Annotated in this window: 15 protein-coding genes; 7 read left to right on the top strand and 8 right to left on the bottom strand. The window is 67.4% G+C overall.

Translation table 11 applies throughout. The features are described from left to right. The first annotated feature begins 56 nt into the window (after window positions 1–56). The gene (locus ACEYYA_RS09790) at window positions 57–1,925 is read left to right on the top strand and encodes an alpha-amylase family protein (protein WP_374800101.1); all 1,869 of its coding nucleotides are present in this window, start codon (window positions 57–59) and stop codon (window positions 1,923–1,925) included. Between the two features lie 6 nt (window positions 1,926–1,931). Here ACEYYA_RS09790 and ACEYYA_RS09785 read toward each other — a convergent pair whose 3' ends face one another. Continuing rightward, window positions 1,932–2,687: a GNAT family N-acetyltransferase gene (locus tag ACEYYA_RS09785; protein ID WP_374800099.1), complete on the bottom strand. Its 756-nt coding sequence runs from the start codon at window positions 2,685–2,687 to the stop codon at window positions 1,932–1,934. A 93-nt stretch (window positions 2,688–2,780) separates the two neighbouring features. Between ACEYYA_RS09785 and msrB the strand changes: the two genes are divergently transcribed. Continuing rightward, a complete protein-coding gene (gene msrB / locus ACEYYA_RS09780) occupies window positions 2,781–3,191 on the top strand; it encodes a peptide-methionine (R)-S-oxide reductase MsrB (protein WP_374800097.1) in 411 nt (136 codons plus the stop codon). Between the two features lie 20 nt (window positions 3,192–3,211). Here the strand turns inward: msrB and ACEYYA_RS09775 are convergent, their stop codons facing one another. Continuing rightward, the gene (locus tag ACEYYA_RS09775) at window positions 3,212–3,697 is read right to left on the bottom strand and encodes an outer membrane protein assembly factor BamE (protein WP_374800095.1); all 486 of its coding nucleotides are present in this window, start codon (window positions 3,695–3,697) and stop codon (window positions 3,212–3,214) included. A gap of 115 nt (window positions 3,698–3,812) precedes the next feature. On the opposite strand from ACEYYA_RS09775, the gene ACEYYA_RS09770 reads away from it, so the two are divergent. After that, window positions 3,813–4,385 carry a YceD family protein gene (locus ACEYYA_RS09770; protein WP_374800093.1) on the top strand — a complete coding sequence of 191 codons (573 nt, stop codon included), beginning with the start codon at window positions 3,813–3,815 and terminating at the stop codon, window positions 4,383–4,385. Between the two features lie 298 nt (window positions 4,386–4,683). On the opposite strand, the gene ACEYYA_RS09765 is transcribed toward ACEYYA_RS09770, so the two are convergent. From ACEYYA_RS09765 to dnaE, 5 genes are all read right to left on the bottom strand, one after another. Beyond that, window positions 4,684–7,611, bottom strand: coding sequence for an Rne/Rng family ribonuclease (locus ACEYYA_RS09765; protein WP_374800091.1), 2,928 nt, complete (start codon window positions 7,609–7,611; stop codon window positions 4,684–4,686). 485 nt (window positions 7,612–8,096) lie between these two features. Further along, window positions 8,097–9,428 carry a sigma-54-dependent transcriptional regulator gene (locus ACEYYA_RS09760; RefSeq protein ID WP_374800089.1) on the bottom strand — a complete coding sequence of 444 codons (1,332 nt, stop codon included), beginning with the start codon at window positions 9,426–9,428 and terminating at the stop codon, window positions 8,097–8,099. A 16-nt stretch (window positions 9,429–9,444) separates the two neighbouring features. Next, window positions 9,445–11,436 (bottom strand): sensor histidine kinase, encoded by a 1,992-nt coding sequence (locus ACEYYA_RS09755; protein ID WP_374800405.1) that lies wholly within the window; start codon window positions 11,434–11,436, stop codon window positions 9,445–9,447. A gap of 273 nt (window positions 11,437–11,709) precedes the next feature. After that, a complete protein-coding gene (purQ, locus tag ACEYYA_RS09750; RefSeq protein ID WP_374800403.1) occupies window positions 11,710–12,378 on the bottom strand; it encodes a phosphoribosylformylglycinamidine synthase subunit PurQ in 669 nt (222 codons plus the stop codon). A 169-nt stretch (window positions 12,379–12,547) separates the two neighbouring features. Beyond that, on the bottom strand, window positions 12,548–16,057 hold the full coding sequence (gene dnaE, locus ACEYYA_RS09745; protein WP_374800087.1) for a DNA polymerase III subunit alpha: 3,510 nt from the start codon (window positions 16,055–16,057) through the stop codon (window positions 12,548–12,550). A gap of 125 nt (window positions 16,058–16,182) precedes the next feature. On the opposite strand from dnaE, the gene ACEYYA_RS09740 reads away from it, so the two are divergent. From ACEYYA_RS09740 to ACEYYA_RS09725, 4 genes are read left to right on the top strand one after another with little or no spacing between them, the layout of a single operon-like run. Continuing rightward, entirely contained in the window at window positions 16,183–17,769 is a 1,587-nt protein-coding gene (locus tag ACEYYA_RS09740) for an ABC transporter ATP-binding protein (protein ID WP_374800085.1), read from the top strand. After that, entirely contained in the window at window positions 17,756–18,832 is a 1,077-nt protein-coding gene (locus ACEYYA_RS09735; protein ID WP_374800083.1) for an ABC transporter permease, read from the top strand. Before ACEYYA_RS09740 ends, ACEYYA_RS09735 begins: the two co-directional genes overlap by 14 nt. Beyond that, window positions 18,829–19,755, top strand: a complete 927-nt coding sequence (locus ACEYYA_RS09730) for an ABC transporter permease (protein WP_374800081.1) — start codon at window positions 18,829–18,831, stop codon at window positions 19,753–19,755. The genes ACEYYA_RS09735 and ACEYYA_RS09730 overlap by 4 nt, the downstream gene beginning before the upstream one ends. Before the next feature lie 20 nt (window positions 19,756–19,775). Beyond that, window positions 19,776–20,870, top strand: coding sequence for a BMP family ABC transporter substrate-binding protein (locus ACEYYA_RS09725; RefSeq protein ID WP_374800079.1), 1,095 nt, complete (start codon window positions 19,776–19,778; stop codon window positions 20,868–20,870). A gap of 146 nt (window positions 20,871–21,016) precedes the next feature. Here ACEYYA_RS09725 and efp read toward each other — a convergent pair whose 3' ends face one another. Then, complete coding sequence (efp, locus tag ACEYYA_RS09720) at window positions 21,017–21,583, bottom strand: elongation factor P (protein ID WP_374800077.1); 567 nt, start codon at window positions 21,581–21,583, stop codon at window positions 21,017–21,019. Window positions 21,584–21,624: the final 41 nt, after the last annotated feature.

The following is a 21,624-nucleotide window of genomic DNA, read 5'->3' as shown; positions in this document are numbered from 1 at the left end:
TGCCCGGCTGCGGGACTTGCGGCATCTTCATCCAAAGCGCTTTGAAAGGTGATCCCGTGGCCCGTAACGATTCCCTGATCTTCGATTTGCGCCACGATCGCAGTGCGGCAGACCTGTGGGGGATGCTGGATCGCCTGTATGGGAACCGCCCCGATTACGCCGATTTCTGCACCGCGCTGCGCGGCGCACTGTCGGCGGCCTGGGCGGCGCGCCCGGCCGATCTGAAGGCGCTGGATCTGGCGCGCGATCTGAACCCCGACTGGTTCCAGCGCCCCGACATGGCGGGTTATGTGTTCTATGCCGACCGCTTCAACGGCAATCTGCGCGGCATTCTGGACAAGCTGGATTACCTGACCGAACTGGGCATCAGCTATGTCCACATCATGCCCTGTCTTGACCCGCGCCCCGGCGACAGCGACGGCGGCTATTCGGTGCGCGATTATCGCAAGATCAATCCGCGCCTGGGGTCGATGAAGGATTTTCAGGACGTGGCCCGCGCCTTGCGCGCGCGTGGCATCAGCCTGTGCATCGACCTGGTGCTGAACCACACCGCCAAGGAACATGCCTGGGCGCAGGCGGCGGCCAAGGGTCAGGCGCCCTTCACTGATTACTACCTGATGTTCGACAGCCCCGATCTGCCAGATCAATACGAACGCAGCCTGATCGAGGTGTTTCCCGACAACGCGCCTGGCAGCTTCACTCACTATCCCCAGATCGGCAAATGGGTCTGGACGACCTTCAACGAACACCAATGGGATCTGAACTGGGCGAACCCCTGGGTGTTCCTTGAGTTCGTGCAGATCATGCTGTTCTGGGCCAACAAGGGCGTGGATGTGCTGCGCTTTGACGCGGTGGCCTTCATGTGGAAACGCATGGGCACGCGCTGCCAATCCGAACCCGAGGTTCACATGCTGCTGCGCGCGCTGCGTGCCGCCAGCCGCATCGCCGCCCCCGCCATGATCCATCTTGAGGAAGCCATCGTCGCCCCCGCCGAGATGCTGCCCTATCTGGGGCGCGGCGAACATGACGGGGCCGAGGGCAACCTTGCCTATCACAACAGCCTGATGGTGCAATTCTGGTCGGCGCTTGCGGCGCGCGATGTGGGGCTGATGAACCATGTCATGTCCACGCATTTCCCGGCCCGGCTGACCAATGCCACCTATGCCACCTATCTGCGCTGCCATGACGACATCGGCTGGGCCGTGACGGATGAGGACGCAGCCGCCGTCGGCCTCTCCGGTCCCGGCCACCGCGCCTTTCTGTCGGATTTCTATGAGGGCAGTTTTCCCGGCAGCTTCGCGGAAGGCGCGCTGTTTCAGGTGAATGAGGCGACGGGCGACAAGCGGATTTCAGGTTCCTGCGCGGCCCTGTGCGGGCTGGAGCGCGCAGGCGACGACCCGGTGGCCGTCGATCTGGCGATCCAGCGCATCCTGATGGGTCACGCGCTGATCGCGGGCTGGGGCGGCGTGCCGCTGATCTACATGGGCGATGAGCTGGGGATGCTGAACGACCGCAGCTATCTGTCGGTGCCCGATCACGCCCATGACAGCCGCTGGATCCACCGCCCCGTGATGGACTGGACCCTGGCCGAGGCGCGCCACGACCCGGCCACGCCGACCGGCCGCATCCATGCCGGGCTGCGGCAGATCCTGGCGCGGCGGCGGGCGACGCCGGAACTGCACGCCGATCACCCGATTGCGATCCTCGACAGCGGCGTGCCGGGGGTGTTCGTGCAACTGCACCACGCCCCGACCGGCACGCTGGCCTGCATCTACAATTTCACCGAAAGCTGGACGGCGCTGCCGCTCGCGGGCTTGCGCGCCGCGGGTGTCAGCGGTGCGTGGGACGCGCTGTCGGACGGGGCCGTCGGCACCCGGGGCGACGAGCTTGCCCTGCCCCCCTATGCCCGGCTGTGGCTACGCTAGGCGACCTCAGCCCGCTGCCGCGCCGGTGATACTGCGGGCGCGGGCGGGCGGGATCGCCCGGATTTCCAGCCCGGTGAACACATGCAGCGTGTTCAGGTCACGATCCACCACCGCGTGATCGCTGACCCAGCCGCCCATCGCCAGATAGCTGCGCAGCAGGGGCGGCATCGACAGCAACGCCTTTTTGCTGTCGGGCTGACGCCGGGCAAGCGCGCGCGCAAAGCGGAACACATTGGGCGCCTTGACCCGCGGCAGCCAGCGGCGCGGGGCCAGATGGCGATCCTTCAGCATGGCAAAGGCATCTTCGTAATCCGCGACTTCGGTGCCGGTAAAGCTGGAGCAGCCAAACAGCAGATCGACCCCGCGATCCGCGACAAGGCGGCTCAGCGCGCCCCAGGCCAGCCGCATCACATTCGGATCGGTGACGCCCGGACGCAGGCAGAACCGCCCCAGTTCGGCCATCCGCCCCGGATAGCGGCGCAGCGCGGCAAGGTTGTAATATTGCGCCGAATAGCTGCGCGCCAGCCCCGCGCCGCCCTCGATCATCAGCAGCCGAGAGCAGCAGACCAGATCGCCGGTCGCGCTGTCCTCGATCAGCATGTGATGACAGGCGGCGTCGAAATCATCGGCGTCCAGCCCGCCATCCTCAGCGAGGCCGCGCTTGACGCGGAAGGCCTGCCAGCGCAGCGCCTGGGCCGCGCGCAGATCGGCCTGCCCCTGCGCCAGCCTTGCCCGATAACGCCCCCGGATCAGCGGTTCCATCCGCGCCCCCCGCTACACATCGCCTGCCCCGCACCCTACATCCCCGATATGACAGCGCGACAACAGCGCAAAGACAATCCGAAAGGCCCCCCGATGCGCCCCTATCCCGACGATCCCGACACGCTGACCGATGCCGACTGGCAGGACCGCCTTTCGCCCGAGGTCTACCGCGTCACCCGCCAGGCGGGCACCGAACGCCCGTTCAGCCACCCCGGCTTTCCGCAAGGCGCGGGCCGGTTCCTCTGCACCTGCTGCGGGGCCGAGCTGTTCGGTGCCGAGGCCAAGTTCGAATCGCATTGCGGCTGGCCCAGCTTTACCGCCCCCGCCAGCGGCGCGGCACTCAGCGAAAGCCGCGACACCAGCCATGGCATGATTCGCACCGAAATCCGCTGCGCCCGCTGCGACGCGCATCTGGGCCATGTGTTTCCCGATGGCCCCGGCCCGACCGGTCTGCGCTATTGCATCAATGGCGTGGCGCTGGACTGGACGCCCAACGCCGACTGATCGCGCGACCGGGCCGGCGCCTATAGCTGGCCCGGATTGCCGCCGCCCGAACTGCCGCCCAGCATTTGACCGGGGTTCAGACGGCCCAGGCCCGACAGCAATTGGCGGATCATCGACAGGCCTTCGATATTGGCCGTGGTGATGCGCTGCGACAGCGCGACGACGCGGCCCCGCTCCATCCCGAAGCGTTCGACATTGCGCACCACGCCCTCAGGCGTGAAGCGAATGGCGACGACCTGGCGCTCGATCTCTTTCGGCTCGGTCACGCCGTAATAGCGCCAGCGAGAGCCGACATAATACCAATCCGCCCCTTCCAGCAGCCCGGCAGTGCCGGGGCGCCCGACCAGCGTGACCACATCCTCGCGCGTGGTCTGGCCGACCACGATCTGCGCCAGATCCTGTTCCGGCGGAATATAGCCGTGGTTCTGATACATCGAGGTGCAAGCGGCCATCAGGCCAAGCGCCATGACCAGGGCGATCCTGCCCAGCATCGTCAGCCTTGCCATGCGCGCCGTCCCCTCTTGTCTTTGGCGGTTTCACTTCCGATACATCAGGAATGGCCTTGCCTCAAGGACTGTCACGGGTTCAGCCCGACACCGCCGCGTGATTGCAGGAGAAACCATGACCGGACATAGCCCCGACCCGCATCCCGATCTGCCGCCGCCGCCCCCCTCGGGCCTTGGCCCGCGCCTGCGCGTGGCGCATCTGGACGGGCGCAACCCGACGCCCTTTGACGTCGCGCCCGACGCGGATCAGCGCGCGGCTTTGGCCGAATGGGCGGGGATCTCCGCGATCCCGGCCTTGCGGATGCAGGGCCAGATCGCGCCCGCTGGGCGGGATGACTGGCAACTGACGGCGCGGCTGACCGGCCGCGTGGTGCAGCCCTGCGTCATCACCCTCGCCCCCGTGACCAGCCCCATCAGCGACGACATCCGCCGCCGCTACAGCCCGCATGTCACCACGCCCGAGGGCGATGAGGTCGAGATGCCCGAGGATGACACGCTTGAGCCGCTTGGCCCCACGATCGACCTGGGCCTTGTGCTGGTCGAGGCGCTGGAACTGGCGCTGCCGCTGTATCCGCGCGCCGAAGGGGCGAACTTCGAGGCGCCCGTTGACGCCGATCCGTCCGAGGATGACCCCGCCCCCAAGCCCTTTGCCGTGCTGGCCGATCTGCTGGCGAAGAAGGGCGACTAGGGGCTGCCGGGCCAGACGGGCTGGCAGAGGCGCCCGCGCGACGCGCCGCATTCAAGGGCGAAACGCGGGGGGCTGACCAGCCCGGAAAGGCAGATACCCGGTCGCGCCCCGCCGCACCGACTTGAAAGGCGGAACACGGCGCCTGCCCTAGTCTGACTGGTAGCAGACACGCCTGACCACGTCGCAACGCATTGATCTACATGTCTTTTGCCGAATGAGGGTATCCGCGATCATCGCGCCACTTCACCCGACCCCAATCGAAAAAGGGCGCCCCGTGTGGCGCCCTTTTTGCTGTTCGTCAGCGGCCGACCGACCACCAGCCCCGGCGTTTGGGCTTGTTCGGGTCTTCCGGCTCGGGTTCCGGCTTGGGTTCGGCCACAGGTTCGACCTGCGGTTCTGGCTGCGGTTCCGGTGCGGGCGTCACCTCGGCCAGCGGCGCGACCGGCTCATCCGGCACCACCTCGTCAGGTGCTGCAACGGCTTCTTCGGCCACCAGTTCAGCCACCTGCGCCTCGGCTTCCACGGCCTGATCGCTGCGGGCCTGATCGGCGGTTTCCGTGACCGGTGCCGCGACGGTTTCCGCCTCAGCTTTCGGCTTGCGGCGGGTCCGCTTTTTCGGGGCCGGTTCGGCCTCGGGCGCGGCAGGGTCGATCACGGCGGGGTCGGTCACAGCGGCCTGAACCTCGCCCTCGGCGGGCGCGGCGGCGGCAGCGATTTCGGCCTTGGTGCGGCGACGACGGCGCGCGGGCTTCACCGGGGCCTCGTCCTCGACCTCGGCTTCGGGAACGGCCACCACCTCGGGCGCCTCAGGCGCATCGCCCTGCACCGCCATCGCACTGTCGTCTTGGGCTGCGGCCTCATCGCCGCCATTCTCGGCGCCCTCGCCATTGCCACGCCGACGCTTGCGGCGGCGGCGCTTGCGTTTCTTGCCGCCATCGCCGTTCTCGCCACCGTTTTCGCCACCGTTCTCGGCACCGGTATCGGCCTCGTCATCGCCCTCATCAGCGGCGCTGACCAGATCCTCGTCATCCTCATCGACCTCGGCCACGCCTTCCTCGTCAATGGCCGCCATCAAACGGCTGTCGACCGACACCACCGGCGCGCTGACTTCGGGCACGTTGCGGGTCGCGGTCTTGAACCGTTCCATCGTGAAATCGGGCGAGATCAGCGCCGGGTCAGCCTCGATCCGCACCGACATGCCGTAACGCGCCTCGATCAGCGCGATATGTTCGCGCTTGGCGTTCATCAGATAGTTGGCGACGGCGACCGGCACGCGCACCAGCACCTCACGCGACCGGCGGCGGGTGGCTTCTTCCTCGATCTGGCGCAGGATTTGCAGCGCCATCGAGTTGTCCGACCGGATCAGCCCGGTACCATGGCAGTGCGGACAGGGCTGCGTGGTCGATTCCAGCATCCCCGGACGCAGCCGCTGGCGCGACATTTCCAGCAGGCCAAAGCCCGAGATGCGGCCCACCTGAATGCGGGCGCGGTCGGTTTTCAGCCGTTCTTTCAGACGCTTTTCGACGGCGGCGTTGTTTTTCCGCTCTTCCATGTCGATGAAGTCGATGACGATCAAGCCGGCCAGGTCGCGCAGGCGCAACTGGCGGGCGATTTCGTCGGCGGCCTCGCAGTTGGTCTTGAAGGCGGTATCCTCGATGCTGCCTTCCTTGGTCGCGCGGCCGCTGTTGACGTCGATGGCCACCAGCGCCTCGGTCACGCCGATGACGATATAGCCGCCGGATTTCAGCTGCACGACCGGGTTGAACATCGCGCCCAGATAGCTTTCCACCTGGAAGCGCGCGAACAGGGGCAGCGCCTCGGCGTAATGTTTCACGTTCTTGGCGTGGGACGGCATGATCATCTTCATGAAGTCCTTGGCGGCGCGATAGCCGCGCTCACCCTCGACCAGAACCTCGTCGATGTCCTTGCTATACAGATCGCGGATCGACCGCTTGATCAGATCGCCTTCCTCATAGATCGGGGCCGGCGCGATCGAGCGCATGGTCAGGTCGCGCACCTGTTCCCACAGCCGCATCAGATATTCGTAGTCACGGCGAATCTCGGTGCGAGTGCGCTGCGATCCGGCGGTGCGGATGATCAGGCCGGCGCCCTGCGGCACCTCCAGCTCACCGGCGATTTCCTTCAGCTTCTTGCGGTCAGCGGCATTGGTGATCTTGCGCGAGATCCCGCCACCGCGCGCGGTGTTCGGCATCAGCACGCAATAGCGCCCGGCCAGCGACAGATAGGTGGTCAGCGCCGCACCCTTGTTGCCGCGCTCTTCCTTGACCACCTGCACCAGCATGATCTGGCGGACCTTGATGACCTCCTGGATCTTGTAGCGGCGCGGGCGCGGGCGGCGGGGTGCGCTGATTTCCTCGGCCACGTCCTCGTCAGCGACCGATTCGATGCTGTCGTCGGTATCGGTGGCATGGTCGGCGGCCACATAGGGGGCGTCGTCCTCGCCCTCGGACAGGTCACGCAGGCCCATGCCGGGGATGTCGTCGCTATGGGTGACGGCATCGCTGCCCTCGGTGCGGGCGGCCATCGGCGGACGCGGCGCGCGCGGTTCGTCGTCCGCCGCTTCGGGGGTGGATTCGGCTTCCGCCTCGGCCACGACTTCGGCGGCTGCGGCGATCAGGCCGGTCTGCGGCGCGGCATCAGTGGCGGCGTCGGTGGTCGCTTCAGTCTGGCCCTCGGTCGGGGCCTCGGTCTGGGCCTCGGCGTTCACATCGTCGGCGGTCAGGTTCTCGGCCACATCCTCAGCCGCACCCTCATCGCGGTTACGCGACCGCGACCGGCTGCGCGACCGCGACCGCCGACCACCATCGCGCCCACCTTCACGGTCGCCATCGCGCCCACTTTCGCGGTCGCCACGGCCACCGCGTTCGCTGCGCTCACCCCGCTCACGGCCGTTTTCGGCAGCGGCTTCGGCCTCGGCATAGGCGCGCTCTTCCTCAAGCAGGGCCAGACGGTCGGCCACGGGGATCTGGTAATAATCGGGATGGATTTCGGCGAAGGCCAGAAAGCCGTGGCGGTTGCCGCCGTAATCCACAAAGGCCGCCTGCAACGAGGGTTCGACCCGCGTCACCTTGGCCAAGTAGATATTGCCGGCAAGCTGGCGCTTGCTGGCAGTTTCAAAGTCAAACTCCTCGACCTTGTTCCCATCCACCACCACGACGCGGGTTTCCTCCGCGTGGGTGGCGTCGATCAGCATTTTCTTTGTCATTCAAGCTCTTTTCACATGCGCGCGCCCGCGGCCCCGGCCAGGCCGGGTCGCGGGTTGGGGCATGTTCGATTGTGTCGATGGGCCAGCCTGCCCGTTCACGGGGCATGTCATGGAACATGTCGCGGCGCATGTCGGGGGGCATGACGGCCAGTCTGCCGTGCCCCTGACCCTGCCGAACGACAAGCTGTTGCATCACGTTTCCATTCCAGACGCGCGCCGTTCTGTGCGATCGGCGGCGCCCAAGCTAAAACCCGAACCGGCGAGGCCGGGCGGGCAGGTCTTCGGCCTTGCGGCCAATTCCAGGCGCAGCCTGCGGTCCCGATGGGCCGCGACGGCGCCGCGAATAGGGCGGATCCCGGCGCGCAGCAGGCGCAACCCGGATCATGGGGCGACATTAGCGGGGAAAGACAGCAAAAGACAATGGGGTTCTGCCCTGACACCCTCGCCCGCACAACCGCAGCGTGTCGGCCCCGCGTATCGGCCGCTTACAGATAATCGCCCCGGCTCAGCCCGTATTTCGCCATTTTCTCGTTCAGGGTGCGGCGCGGCAGGCACAATTCATCCATCACCGCAGTGATGCTACCCTTGTGGCGGCGCATGGTATTGTCGATCAGCATCTTTTCGAAACTTTCGACATATTCCTTCAGTGGCTTGCCCTCGGTGGTCATCGCCTGGCCGGTTTCCTCGCTATCGGCCATCAACAGGCTGGCGATCGACCCCGACCCGCGACGGTTCTGCAAGACCGCGCGTTCGGCGACATTGATCAACTGGCGCACATTGCCCGGCCAGGGGGCCTGCAACAGCTGCGCGGCCTCTTGCGCCGTCACCTCGGGGGCGTCGCAGCCGTATTCTTCGGCGAATTGTTCGGACATCCGGGTGAACAGGGTCAGGATGTCCTCGCCGCGCGACCGCAGCGGCGGCACGGTGATCTTCAGCGCGGCCAGACGATAGAACAGATCGGGGCGCAGCGCGTCCTCGACCCGCCGCCCCTCGCCCCGCGCGTTGGAAATCGCGATGATCCGGGTCTCGGCGGGGCTGCCCTGATCGTTGATGAAGGCCAGCAGGCGGGCCTGAAGCCCCTCGCCCAGGCTGTCGATATCCTCAAGACACAGCGTTCCGCCGCGCGCTTCCTCGACCAGGGGCAGGGTCGCGCCGTCCTCGACCGGGCCGAACAGGCGCAGGGCCAAGGCGTCCTCGGCCCAGGCGGCGCAGGATGCCACGACGAACTTGCGCGCCGCGCGCGGGCCGACCGCGTGCAGGGCGTGGGCCACCAGCGTCTTGCCGGTGCCGGTTTCGCCGTCGATCAGCACATGGCCGTCGGCCTGGCCCAGATCAAGGATATCCTCGCGCAGCCGCTCCATCACCGGCGAGGTGCCGATCAGCTTGCCCATCACCTGCGCGCCCTCGGCCAGGTCACGGCGCAGCGCGCGGTTGTCCAGCGTCATGCGGCGCGCCTGGGTGGCGCGTTTGGCCAGATCGGTCATACGGTCGGGGTTGAAGGGCTTTTCCATGAAATCCATGGCCCCCAGACGCATCGCCTCGACCGCCATCGGCACGTCGCCATGGCCGGTGATCAGGATCACCGGCAGGCCGCTGTCCTGCCCCATCAGCCGCTTGAGGAAAGCCATGCCATCCATCCCCGGCATTCGGATGTCAGAGATGACGATGCCCGGCCAGTCCGGGCCGATCACCTTCAGCGCGTCCTCAGCACTGCCATAGGTTTCGCAATCATATCCCGACAGCGTCAGCCACTGGCTGATCGATTCGCGCATGTCGTCTTCGTCATCGACGATGGCGATCTTCATCATGCGGGCCATGGCCTGCCTCCTTCCGTCAGGCGCCGGCCGGGCCGGCGGGCGCGGAGAAGCCCGCGCCGACCGGGGCAGCGCCCCTTGCATCCATTCCATCCGGCGCGCGATCCTGCAACCGCTCATTCGCAGCGGGCGGGTCGGCGGGCGCCGTGCCGTCGGCGGGTGTAGCCGCCGCCGACCCCGCCCCGCCAGTCACGCTTTCGCGCGCCGGGCGTGAACCGTCGGCACCATCGGCGGGGTCCGCCACCCCGATCTCGGTCAGCGGCGGGCCGCCCTGCACCGGCAGCAGCATCAGGAACTCGGCCCCGCCGCCATCGGGATTGCGCGCCGTCAGCCGCCCCCCCAGATCAGCCATGATCCCCGATGAGATGGCCAGCCCAAGGCCCGTCCCCTCACCCGGTTTCTTGGTCGTCCAGAAGGGCTCGAACAGCTTGTCCAGATCGCTGATGCCGGGGCCGTTGTCGGTGACGCGCAGGCTGGCGGGCGTGCCATCGGCGGCGTGACCGGCGCTGACCACCAGTTCGATCCGCGCATCCTCACGCCCGCGCGTGGCATCCAGCGCGTTGCGGATCAGGTTGATCATCACCTGTTCCAGACGCACCCGGTCGGCCATCACCATCACCGCCCGGCGCGGCAGGCTGCGGTCGATGCGCACCCGCCGGGCGCGCAACTGCGGCTCCATCATCGCCAGGGCCGAGGACAAGGCATGGCGCAGGTCCACCGGCTCGACCGCCTCGCCGCCCTTGCGCGCAAAGGATTTCAACTGGCGCGTGATCGCCCCCATCCGGTCCAGCAGATCGTCGATGCGCTGGAATGACGACAAAGCCTCGGCCGGGCGGTCGCGCTGAAGCAGAAGCCGCGCCCCAGCCAGATAGGTTTTCATCGCGGCAAGCGGCTGGTTCAGCTCATGGCTGACGCTGGCCGACATCTCGCCCAAGGCCGCCAGTTTCGATGACTGCGCCAGCGTCTGTTCGGCCACCGCCAGATCCTTCTGCATCCGCTCGCGCGCCGCGATCTCGCGCCGCAGACGCTGGTTCAGGGCGCGCAATTCGACCGATTCCTTCAGATAGGCCGCCGATTGTTCGCGCGCGCGGCGCGACAGCACGTAAAAGGCCGCCGCCAGCAGGATGGCAAAGGCCATGATTTCCAGCGCCAACACCGCATTCACCCGCTCGCGCACGGAATCGTAGCTGGTGAATGTCAGCATCCGCCAGCCGCGGAACGGGATGCGGGTTTCGGTCTGCATCACCGCCTTGCCCTTCAGATAGGCGTCGGGCGGCGCGATGGACCAGTCGCCGGTCAGCTGAAACGCCCGCTCGATGGCCGAGGGCGCATCGCGCACCGCCAGTGCCTCCTCCAGCGTCAGGCCGCGCCAGCGGGCCTCGGTGGCCAGGATGATCGTGCCCTCGCTGTCCAGCACCGCGACGGCATCCGAAATCCCCGCCCAGCCGCGTTCCAGCCGCGACAGATCGGCCCCCACCACGATCACGCCGACCGCCTTGCCATCGGCCAGCACGGCGCGCGAATAGGTATAATCATTGCCGCCGTGTTCGCCCGGCGAGACGGTGAACACCGTGTCGCGGCCGCGCATCGCCTCGACGAAGAAGGGCTGTTGCACATAATTGGTGCCGATCAGCGCCCGGTCGGTCGCCGCCACCACCCGCCCCGAGGCATCCAGAAGCCGGATCGACGCCGCCCCGATGTCCTTCTGCGCCGAGATCAGCCGCGCCGAGGTCTGGGTGAAATCGTTCAGCGACAGGTTGGAAATCATCGCCGGGTCGCGCGCCAGCAGCAAAGGCACCACCGCCGTGCGCTGCAATTCCGACATGATATTGCCCGAATACAGCGTGCCGCGCAGTTCCGACCGCACCCGCGTCGTCTCGGTGAAGCGGTCCGACAGCCAGACATTCGTCATCCAGAACACCAGCCCGGCCAGGCACAGGATCAAGACCACGGTGATGCGCAACCACCACGGGCTGCGCAAGCTGGCCGCCGGGGTTGCCGAGGGGGGCATCGGCTGGGGCGGCGCGGGATCGGGCTGCGGGACGGCATCAGCGGCGGTCTCGGCCGCGGCGGTTTGGGGCGCGGGGGTCTCGGGCGCGGCGTCGATTACCGCAGCGCCAGCCGGTTCAGCCGCCGGATCGGCAGCGCTTGGGTCACGCGGTGCAGGGCTTTGGTTCTGGTTCACGCGGTCCGGCTTTTCGCATCACGTCCCGCCCCGGCACGCGGGCCGGGACAGCAGGGGCCAAAGATAGGCGCTTGCGGCCGCCGCCACAAGCAGCCCGGCTCAGGCGGTCGCCAGCGCGCCAGCCACGGCGTCGAACATCGCCCGGCCGTCGGTATTGCCATGCGCGGCCTCGACCACCCGTTCGGGATGCGGCATCAGGCCCAGCACCCGGCGGTTCGCGCTCAGCACACCGGCGATGCTGGCGGCCGAGCCGTTGGGATTGGTGGCATAGCGCAAGGCCACGCGCCCCTCGCCCTCGATCCGGGCCAGGCCCTCGGCATCGATGGTGAAATTGCCGTCGTGATGGGCAATCGGAAAGGTCACGCGCTGACCCACGCTGTAGCCTGCGGTGAACGGGCTGTCGGTCGCCTCGACGATCAGCGCCTCGGGGCGGCACAGGAAGGTCAGGCCCGCGTTGCGCATCAGCGCGCCGGGCAGCAGGCCCAGTTCGGTCAGCACCTGAAAGCCGTTGCAGATGCCCAGAACCATGCCGCCGCGCCCGGCATGGGCGCTGACCGCCGCCGCGATGGGCGAGCGCGCGGCAATCGCGCCGCAACGCAGGTAATCGCCATAGGAAAAGCCGCCCGGCACCGCCACCAGATCGGTGCCCGTGGGCAGGTCGGTATCCTTGTGCCAGACCCGCGTCACCTCGGCCCCGGCCAGGCGCAGGGCCTGCGCCAGATCGCGGTCGCAGTTGGAACCGGGAAAGGTGATGACGGCGGCTTTCAGGGTGGCGGGCATGGCGAAACTCCCATGGGGGCGGCTGACGGGCCGCGCGACGGATGTGCTGGCCCCCTCCTAGCCGATTGCGCGGCAGGGCGAAAGCGGGCTTGGCGGCAGATGTGCGCGCCGGCGCGGGACGCGGTGGCACGCCGCGGCAGGACCGGGTCGCCCTGGCCTAGACCTCATCGACCTGGACCACACCGGCCTGGGCGCGCAGCATGGCTTTCAGGTTGGGGATCACCGGGGCGCTGACGCCGCTGTCGATCTCGATCAGGCGGCCCGCCGGATCACGCACCCCAAAGCGCAGCGCGGTGCGTTTGCGCGCGCCCGGATGCAGCGCATCGGCATGGGCCAAGGCCATCACGATGCCCGCCACGCCCTCGGTCGTCGCCACCTCAACCCGCAGCGCGTTCGGGCCGGCATCGGCGATCACCTCGGCCAGCGGCTGCGCGCCGCGCGCCAGCAGCTTCAGCGTCTCGGCCTCCATCGTCGCCTCGACCGTCAGCACCACGGCGCTGCCGGGGTCCAGATGCTCGCGCGTGGCCTCAAGCGTTTCAGAGAAAACCGTGACCTCATAAAGCCCGGTCGGATCGGACAAGGCGACAAAGGCATAGCGGTTGCCCTTGGCCGATTTGCGTTCCTGCCGGGCCGAGACGGTGCCGGCCATCTTGGCGACCAAGGGGCCATGCGCCGCAGCCGCCGTCACCTCGGTCAGGGTCATCACCTTCTTGCGGCGCAGCGCGGCCAGGTCATCCTCCAGCGGGTGCCCGGTCAAGTAAAAGCCGACGGCGCGGTGTTCCTCGGCCATGCGTTCGGCGGGCATCCAGTCGGGGCAGCGCGCCAGACGCGGCGGCGGCAGATCATCGCCCGAGGCGCCAAACAGCGAGACCTGCGCCGATCCCGCCTGTTCGGCCACCGCCGCCGACCAGCCGACCAGCCCGTCCAGACTGTCGATCACCCGCTTGCGGTTGCCCTCCAGCGCGTCAAAGGCACCGGCGCGGGCCAGCATTTCCAGCGGCCGCTTGCCGATGCGCTTCAGATCGCAGCGCCGGGCGAAATCATGCAGATCGGCAAAGGGCCGTTCGCCGCGCGCCCGCACGATCAGCCGCATCGCATCGACGCCGACATTCTTCAGCGCCCCAAGCGCATAGACGATCTTGCCATCCGCCACGCTGAAGGTCGCCAGACTGCGGTTGACGCAGGGCGGCACGGTGGCGATCCCCATGCGGTCGGCCTCGCGCTTGTAGACCGCCAGCTTGTCGGTCAGGTCGATGTCGCAGTTCATCACCGCCGCCATGAACTCGACCGGGTGGTTCGCCTTCAGCCAGCCGGTCTGATAGCTGACCACCGCATAGGCCGCCGCATGGCTTTTGTTGAAGCCGTAATTGGCGAACTTTTCCAGCAGATCAAACACTTCGCCCGATTTCTTGGGGTCGATGCCATGCGTCTCGGTGCAGCCCTGAATGAACTTCGGGCGTTCCTTGGCCATTTCCTCGGCGATCTTCTTGCCCATGGCGCGGCGCAAGAGGTCGGCCCCGCCCAGGCTGTAGCCCGCCATCACCTGCGCGATCTGCATCACCTGTTCCTGATAGACGATGATGCCCTGGGTCTCGGCAAGGATGTGGTCGATGGTCGGGTGCAAGGGCTCGATGGCGCGCAGCCCGTTCTTGACCTCGCAATAGGTGGGGATGTTCTCCATCGGGCCGGGGCGATAGAGGGCGACAAGCGCCACGATATCCTCGATGCAGGTGGGCTTCATGCGGCGCAGCGCATCCATCATGCCCGCGCTTTCCACCTGGAACACCGCGACGGTCTGGGCGCGGGCATAGAGGTCATAGGTGGCGGCATCGTCCAGCGGGATATGGCCGATGTCATCCATCGCCCCTGCGGCGGGGGTATAAAGCGTGCGCCCGTCCGCCGCCTCATGCAGATGCCGCCCGCCGCCGCGGATCAGGTCGATGGCGTTCTGGATCACCGTCAGGGTCTTCAGCCCCAGAAAGTCGAACTTCACCAGACCCGCGCTTTCCACCCATTTCATGTTGAACTGGGTGGCGGGCATGTCGGACCGGGGGTCTTGATACAGCGGCACCAGATGATCCAGCGGGCGATCACCGATCACCACCCCCGCGGCATGGGTCGAGGCGTTGCGCAACAGCCCCTCGATCTGGGCGGCATAATCCAGCAGGCGCTGCACCACCGGCTCGGCGGTGGCAGCCTCGCGCAGGCGGGGTTCGTCGGCCAGCGCCTTGGTGATGCTGACCGGCTTCACCCCCTCGACCGGGATCATCTTCGACAGCCGGTCGACCTGGCCATAGGACATCTGCAAGACGCGGCCCACGTCGCGCACCGCGGCCTTGGACAGCAGCGCACCAAAGGTGATGATCTGGCCCACCTTGTCGCGGCCATATTTTTCCTGAACGTAATGAATGACTTCGCCGCGCCGATCCATGCAGAAGTCGATGTCGAAGTCGGGCATCGACACCCGTTCAGGGTTCAGGAAACGTTCAAACAGCAGGCTATAGCGCAAGGGGTCAAGGTCGGTGATGGTCAGCGCATAGGCCACCAGCGAGCCTGCCCCCGATCCGCGACCGGGGCCGACCGGAATGCCCTGCGCCTTGGCCCATTTGATGAAATCGGCCACGATCAGGAAATAGCCCGGAAAGCCCATCTGTTCGATGATGCCGATCTCGAAGGCCAGCCGCTTTTCGTAATCCTCGACCGGGGCGGCATGGGGGATGACGGCCAGCCGCGCGGCCAGGCCTTCGCGGGCCTGACGGCGTAGTTCCTCGACCTCGTTTTCGGCGAAACGCGGCAGGATCGGCGCGTGTTTGGGCACCGCAAAGGCGCAGCGCCGGGCGATTTCCACGGTGTTCTCGACCGCCTCGGGCAGGTCGGCAAACAGCGCGGCCATCTCGGCGGGGGATTTCAGGTAATGCTGCGGCGTCAACTGCCGGCGCGGGGCGGATTGATCGACATAGGCGCCGTCGCGGATGCACAGCAGCGCGTCATGGGCCTCATACATGTCGGGCTTGGGGAAATGCACGTCATTGGTGGCGACCAGTGGCAGGTTCAGCGCATAGGCGATCTCGACCAGCCCCGGCTCGGTCAGCCGTTCCGCCGCCATCAGCACGCCACCCTCGCCCGGATGGCGCTGCAACTCGACGTAAAGGCGGGTTGGATAGATCGCGGCCAGCCGTTCGGCCAGGGCGCGGGCGCGCATGTCCTGACCGGCCTGCAACAGCCGCCCCAGCGGGCCGTCGGCGCCCCCGGTCAGGCAGATCAGACCCTCCGCATGGGCGGCCAGATCGTCCAGGCTGACCTGGGGTTCCAGCCCCGCCGGGTCAAGGAACAGCTTGGAGCCGAGCTTCATCAGATTGGCATAGCCGGCCTTGTCCTGCGCCAGCAGCACCAGGCTGGCAGGCGGGCGCGGGCGTTCGCCCTGCGGCGCGGGGTCATAGGCAAGCGCGATCTGGATGCCGACGATCGGCTGCACCCCCTCGGCCTTGGCGATGGTCGAAAACTCAAGCGCGGCAAACAGCGCGTTGCTGTCGGTCACGGCCACAGCGGGCATTCCCGATTCGGCGCACATCTTGACCAGTTTCTTGACCGGCACCGCGCCTTCCAGCAGCGAATATTCGGTATGCACCCGCAGGTGGATGAATCGGGGGGCGGCAATCTGGGACATGGCGCCAATCTGCCGCCCTTTGCGCCGCCCTTCCAGCCCCCAAAACGCCCCCAGCGATCCTAGTGATTGCCGCGCGCGCCGCGCGCCGTTACAGAAGGCCGCGTAACAGACAGGTGACCGACCGCGTGGCTGATTCCGACCCGAACCGCCCCCTTGCGCCAGCCCCGACGGGCGGCCCCGCGCTGCTTGATGTGCAGGGCCTTGGCAAATCCTATCCGGGGGTGCGCGCCAATCACGACATTTCCTTCAGCGTGCAAAAGGGCGAGATTCACGCCCTGCTGGGTGAAAACGGCGCGGGCAAATCGACGCTGGTCAAGACGATCTACGGCCTGATCCGCCCCGATCAGGGGCAGATGCGGCTGGCGGGCCGCCCCTATGCCCCCGCCGATCCGCGCGCCGCCCGCGCGGCCGGGGTGGCGATGGTGTTTCAGCATTTCTCGCTGTTCGAGGCGCTGAGCGTGGCAGAAAACATCGCGCTTGGCATGGAACACCCGCCCCGGATGCGCGATCTGGCCGCCCGCATCCGTCAGGTCAGCGCCGATTACGGCCTGCCGCTGGACCCCGACCGCATCGTCGGCGGGCTATCGGCAGGCGAGCGCCAGCGGGTCGAGATCATCCGCTGCCTGCTACAGAACCCGCGCCTCTTGATCATGGACGAACCGACCAGCGTGCTGACCCCGCCCGAGGTCTCGATCCTGTTCGCCACCCTGCGCAAGCTGGCGGCCGAGGGCACGGCGATCCTGTATATCAGTCACAAGCTGACCGAGATCCGGGCGATCTGCGACCGCGCCACCATCCTGCGCGGCGGTCAGGTGGTGGGCAGCGCCGATCCGCGCACCGCCAGCGCCCGCGATCTGGCCGAGGCGATGGTGGGCGACAGCCTGACCCCGACCGCGCGCCCGCCCCATGAACGCGGTCCGGTGCTGCTGTCGGTGCGCGGCCTGAACCTGCCGCCCGAACATGCCTTTGGCATCGGGCTGCGCGATGTCACCTTTGATCTGCACCGGGGCGAGATTCTGGGCATCGGCGGCGTCGCGGGCAACGGGCAAGAGGATCTGCTGGCCGCGCTGTCGGGTGAACGCCACGCCGCGCCGGGGCAGGTGTTCCTGCTGGGCCGCGACATTGGCCATGAAGGGCCGCGCGACCGCCGCGCCGATGGCATCGGCCTGCTGGCGGCACCCGAGGAACGGCTGGGCCATGCCGCCGTGCCGGGCATGAGCCTGGCCGAGAATGCCCTGCTGACCGCCCCCGCGCGCCTGCCTGTCGCGCGTCGCGGCTGGATCGACCGCGCCGCGACCGATGCCTTTACCCGCCGCATCATGTCGCTGTTCGACGTCCGCGCCACCGGACCCGAGGCCAAGGCCAGCGCCCTGTCGGGGGGCAATCTGCAAAAGTTCGTCATCGGCCGCGAGGTCTTGCAGGCCCCCGAGGTGCTGGTCGTCAACCAGCCCACCTGGGGCGTCGATGCCGCCGCCGCCGCGGCGATCCGTCAGGCGCTGCTGGATCTGGCCGGGCGCGGCGCGGGGATCATCTGCATCTCGCAGGATCTGGACGAGCTTCTGGAAATCTCGGACCGGTTCGCGGCCCTGAACGAAGGGCGGCTATCGCCGCCGCGACCGACCGCTGATCTGAACCTTGACGAAATCGGCCTGATGCTGGGCGGCGTGCACGGAGGCAGTATGCAGGGGGGGACGGGCCATGTTGCGGCTTGAACCGCGCCCCGCGCCGTCGCGCGCCTGGCAATGGGCGACGCCGTTCCTGGCCGTCGCGCTGACCATGCTGGCGGGCGGCATCCTGTTCGCCATCCTGGGCGCCGACCCGCTTGAGGCCCTGCGCGCGCTGTTCTGGGATCCGCTGTTCGGCCCGAACGCCGGCTATTCGCGCCCGCAACTGCTGGTCAAGGCGGGGCCGCTGATCCTGATCGCATCCGGCCTTGCCATCGGCTTTCGCGCGGGCATCTGGAACATCGGGGCCGAGGGGCAATACATCATGGGCGCGCTTGCCGGGGCCTCGGTCGCGCTCGCGCTGTATCCGCTGGACAACCGACTGATCTTTCCGGCGATGGTGATCGCGGGCGCGCTTGGCGGCTGGGCCTGGGCGATGATCCCGGCGGTGCTGAAGAACCGCTTCGGCGCCTCGGAGGTGCTGGTCTCGCTGATGCTGGTCTATGTCGCGGATGCACTTGCCAAATACATGGCCTTCGGGCCGCTGAAGAACCCCGAGGGCTTCGGGATGCCGGGATCGCGCAACCTGCAACAATACCCTGCCGCCGCGAACCCCGAACTGATCGCGGGCACCGGCGCGCATTGGGGCGTAGTGATGGCCTTTGTGGTGGCGCTTGCCGCCTATGTCGTCATGCGCCGCCACATCTTCTGGCTGCATCTGCGCGCCGCAGGCGAGGCCCCGCGCGCCGCCCGTTTCGCCGGTGTCACCCCGCAGCGGCTGGTCGCCCTGTGCCTGGGCCTGTCGGGCGCTTTGGCCGGGATGGCGGGCCTGTTCGAGGTCGCAGGCCCCGCCGGTCAGGTCAGCGACAAGCTGGGCGTGGGCTATGGCTTCACCGCGATCATCGTGGCCTTTCTGGGCCGGTTGCACCCGTTGGGCATCGTCGCCGCCGGGCTGTTGATGGCGCTGACCTATATCGGCGGCGAACTGGCGCAACTGACGCTGCAACTGCCGATCGCCGCTGTCCAGGTGTTTCAGGGGATGCTGCTGTTCTTCCTTCTGGCGCTGGACATGCTGACCCATTACCGCATCCGCTGGGGGGCGAGCGCATGACCGTTCTGGGGCTTGATCTGGTGTCGCTGATCGTCATGCTGATTTCGGCCTCGACGCCGATCCTGCTGGCGGCGACCGGCGAATTGGTGGCCGAGAAATCGGGCGTCTTGAACCTCGGTGTCGAGGGCATGATGATCATGGGCGCCATCGCCGGCTTCGCCGCCGCGGTGATGACCGGCAGCCCGGCGGCAGGCTATGCGATGGCCGCCGTTGCAGGCGCGGGCATGGCGATGATCTTTGCCTTTCTGACCCAGGTGCTGATGGCCAACCAGGTCGCATCGGGCCTGGCGCTGACGCTGTTCGGGCTGGGGCTGTCGGCGCTGATCGGCCAGCCCTTCAACGGCGTCAAGCCGCCCGCCATGCCGGGCGCCCCCTTCGCCGCGCTGGCCGATCTGCCGGTGATCGGCCCGATCCTGTTTTCGCATGACTGGGTGGTCTATGCCTCGCTGGCGCTGTTGGCGGGGGTCTGGCTGTTTCTGCGCTCGCGCCCCGGCCTGATCCTGCGCGCCGTCGGTGAAAACCCCGACGCCGCCCATGCCCTTGGCTACCGCGTCATCGCCATCCGCATCGCGGCGCTCGCCTTTGGCGGGGCCTTGGCGGGGATGGGCGGGGCCTATCTGTCGCTGGTGCGCGTGCCGCAATGGGCGCAGGGGATGACGGCGGGGGCGGGTTGGATCGCGCTTGCCATCGTCGTCTTCGCCGCCTGGCGCCCCGGCGGCATCCTGCTGGGGGCCTACCTGTTCGGAGGCGTCACCGTGCTGCAACTGCGGCTTCAGGCGGCGGGCTTTGCCATCCCTGTGCAATTCCTGGCCATGACCCCCTATCTGGTCACCATCATCGTGCTGGTGATCATGTCGGCCCGCCAGAAACAGGGCAGCGCCGCACCCGCCGCCCTGGGCCGCCCCTTCCTTGCCCTGCGTTAACCCTGCTGATGGAGATCGCCATGACCACCCTGTCCCGCCGCAAGACCCTGGGCCTTCTGGCCGCATCCGCCGCCGTGCTGCCGCTGTCGGGCCGCATCGCTTTTGCCGCCGATGAGCCGCTGAAGGTCGCCTTCATGTATGTCGGCCCGGTCGGCGACATGGGCTGGTCGTTCCAGCACGAGCAGGGCCGCAAGGCCGTGCAGGAAAAGTTCGGGGACCGCGTGCAGACCAGCTTCGTCGAAGCCGTCCCCGAGGGCGCCGACAGCGAACGGGTGCTGACCCAGATGGCGCTTGCCGGCAACAAGCTGATCTTCGCCACGTCCTTCGGATTCATGGATTCGGTGATGAATGTCGCCGCCAAGTTCCCCGATGTGCGCTTTGAACATGCCACTGGCTACAAGCGCGCCGATAACGTCTCGACCTATGACGCCCGCTTCTATGAGGGGCGCGCCATTCAGGGCACCATCGCCGGGCGGATGACCAAGACCAACAAGATCGGCTATATCGGCAGCTTCCCGATCCCCGAGGTGGTGCAGGGCATCAACGCCGCCTTCATCCACGCCCGCAAGGTGAACCCGGAAGTGGAAATCAAGGTGGTCTGGGTGTCCTCGTGGTTCGACCCCGCGAAAGAGGCCGACGCCGCCGCCGCGCTGATCGCCGAGGGCGTCGACGTGATCTTGCAACATACCGATTCGACCGCCCCCCAGGCCAAGGCGCAAGAGGCCGGGATCATCAGCTTTGGCCAGGCCAGCGACATGGCCGCCTTCAAACCCGCCCCGCGCGTCAGCGCGACGATCGACAACTGGGCGCCCTATTACATCGAACGTGTCGGCGCGATGCTGGACGGCACCTGGCAGTCGAAAGCCACCTGGGGCGGGATCGGCACCGGCATGGTCGAAATCGGTGAGATCACCGAGGCCGTCCCCGCCGAGATCAAGGCCGAAGCCGAGGCCCTGCGCGACGCCATCGGCAAGGGCGAATACCACCCCTTCACCGGGCCCTTGAAGAAAAAGGACGGCAGCGACTGGCTGGCCGAGGGCCAGACCGCCAGCGACGAGGATCTGGCCGGGATGAACTTCCTGGTCGAGGGCATCACCGCGGACCTGCCGAAGTAATCGCCGCTTCCCAGGCCATCTGAAAGCCCGGCCTCAGGCCGGGCTTTTTGCTGACAGGCGACGACACGCATCGAAAAAGCCGCGCCCCTTTCAGGGCGCGGCTGTGGCGGATGGGGGTCAAGGGGCAAAGCCCCCTTTCCACGCCATCAATCCTTGGCGCGTTCGACGTAGCTCAGGTCTTCGGTGTTGATGATGATGCGCGTGCCCGCACCGATATGCGGCGGCACCATCACCCGCACGCCATTGGTGCAGATCGCGGGCTTGTAGGACGACGAAGCGGTCTGGCCCTTGACCACCGGCTCGGTCGTTTCAATCTCGACCGTCACCTTTTGCGGCAGTTCGATGGCGATCGGCACGCCGTTATGCACCTGAAGGAAGCACGAGATGCCATCGGTCAGGAACACCTTGCCGTCGCCCACGACATCGGCGGGCACGGTCACCTGCTCATAGCTTTCCGGCTCCATGAAGTGAAAGCCTTCGCCGTCTTCGTAAAGGAAGTTGTAGCTGCGTTCATCGACATGGGCGCGTTCGACCTGTTCGGTCGTGCGCCAGCGTTCGCTGACCTTCACGCCATCCGCGATGCGGCGCATGTCGACCTGGGTGACCGGCGTGCCCTTGCCGGGGTGGAAGTTCTGCGCGGTCAGCACGACATACAATTTGCCGTCCAGCTCGACCACGTTACCCTTGCGCAGGGTAGAGGCGATGACTTTCATGGTCTGTCCATTGCGATTGTTGTGGCGCCGCTGTAAGGCGC

The sequence above is a fragment of the Paracoccus zhouxuedongae genome (assembly GCF_041927815.1).
In the GTDB taxonomy this organism is placed as follows: domain Bacteria; phylum Pseudomonadota; class Alphaproteobacteria; order Rhodobacterales; family Rhodobacteraceae; genus Paracoccus.
Note: the sequence above shows the minus strand (reverse complement) of the source record. Positions and strands in the feature narration are given on the sequence as shown.

What these genes read in the sequence shown, in the direction of transcription:
- ACEYYA_RS09785 (WP_374800099.1), bottom strand. Translation starts at nt 2,687, where the DNA reads ATGGAACCGCTGATCCGGGGGCGTTATCGGGCAAGGCTGGCGCAGGGG.
- msrB (WP_374800097.1), top strand. Translation starts at nt 2,781, where the DNA reads ATGCGCCCCTATCCCGACGATCCCGACACGCTGACCGATGCCGACTGG.
- ACEYYA_RS09775 (WP_374800095.1), bottom strand. Translation starts at nt 3,697, where the DNA reads ATGGCAAGGCTGACGATGCTGGGCAGGATCGCCCTGGTCATGGCGCTT.
- ACEYYA_RS09770 (WP_374800093.1), top strand. Translation starts at nt 3,813, where the DNA reads ATGACCGGACATAGCCCCGACCCGCATCCCGATCTGCCGCCGCCGCCC.
- ACEYYA_RS09765 (WP_374800091.1), bottom strand. Translation starts at nt 7,611, where the DNA reads ATGACAAAGAAAATGCTGATCGACGCCACCCACGCGGAGGAAACCCGC.
- ACEYYA_RS09760 (WP_374800089.1), bottom strand. Translation starts at nt 9,428, where the DNA reads ATGGCCCGCATGATGAAGATCGCCATCGTCGATGACGAAGACGACATG.
- ACEYYA_RS09755 (WP_374800405.1), bottom strand. Translation starts at nt 11,436, where the DNA reads ATGCCCCCCTCGGCAACCCCGGCGGCCAGCTTGCGCAGCCCGTGGTGG.
- dnaE (WP_374800087.1), bottom strand. Translation starts at nt 16,057, where the DNA reads ATGTCCCAGATTGCCGCCCCCCGATTCATCCACCTGCGGGTGCATACC.
- ACEYYA_RS09735 (WP_374800083.1), top strand. Translation starts at nt 17,756, where the DNA reads ATGTTGCGGCTTGAACCGCGCCCCGCGCCGTCGCGCGCCTGGCAATGG.
- ACEYYA_RS09730 (WP_374800081.1), top strand. Translation starts at nt 18,829, where the DNA reads ATGACCGTTCTGGGGCTTGATCTGGTGTCGCTGATCGTCATGCTGATT.
- ACEYYA_RS09725 (WP_374800079.1), top strand. Translation starts at nt 19,776, where the DNA reads ATGACCACCCTGTCCCGCCGCAAGACCCTGGGCCTTCTGGCCGCATCC.
- efp (WP_374800077.1), bottom strand. Translation starts at nt 21,583, where the DNA reads ATGAAAGTCATCGCCTCTACCCTGCGCAAGGGTAACGTGGTCGAGCTG.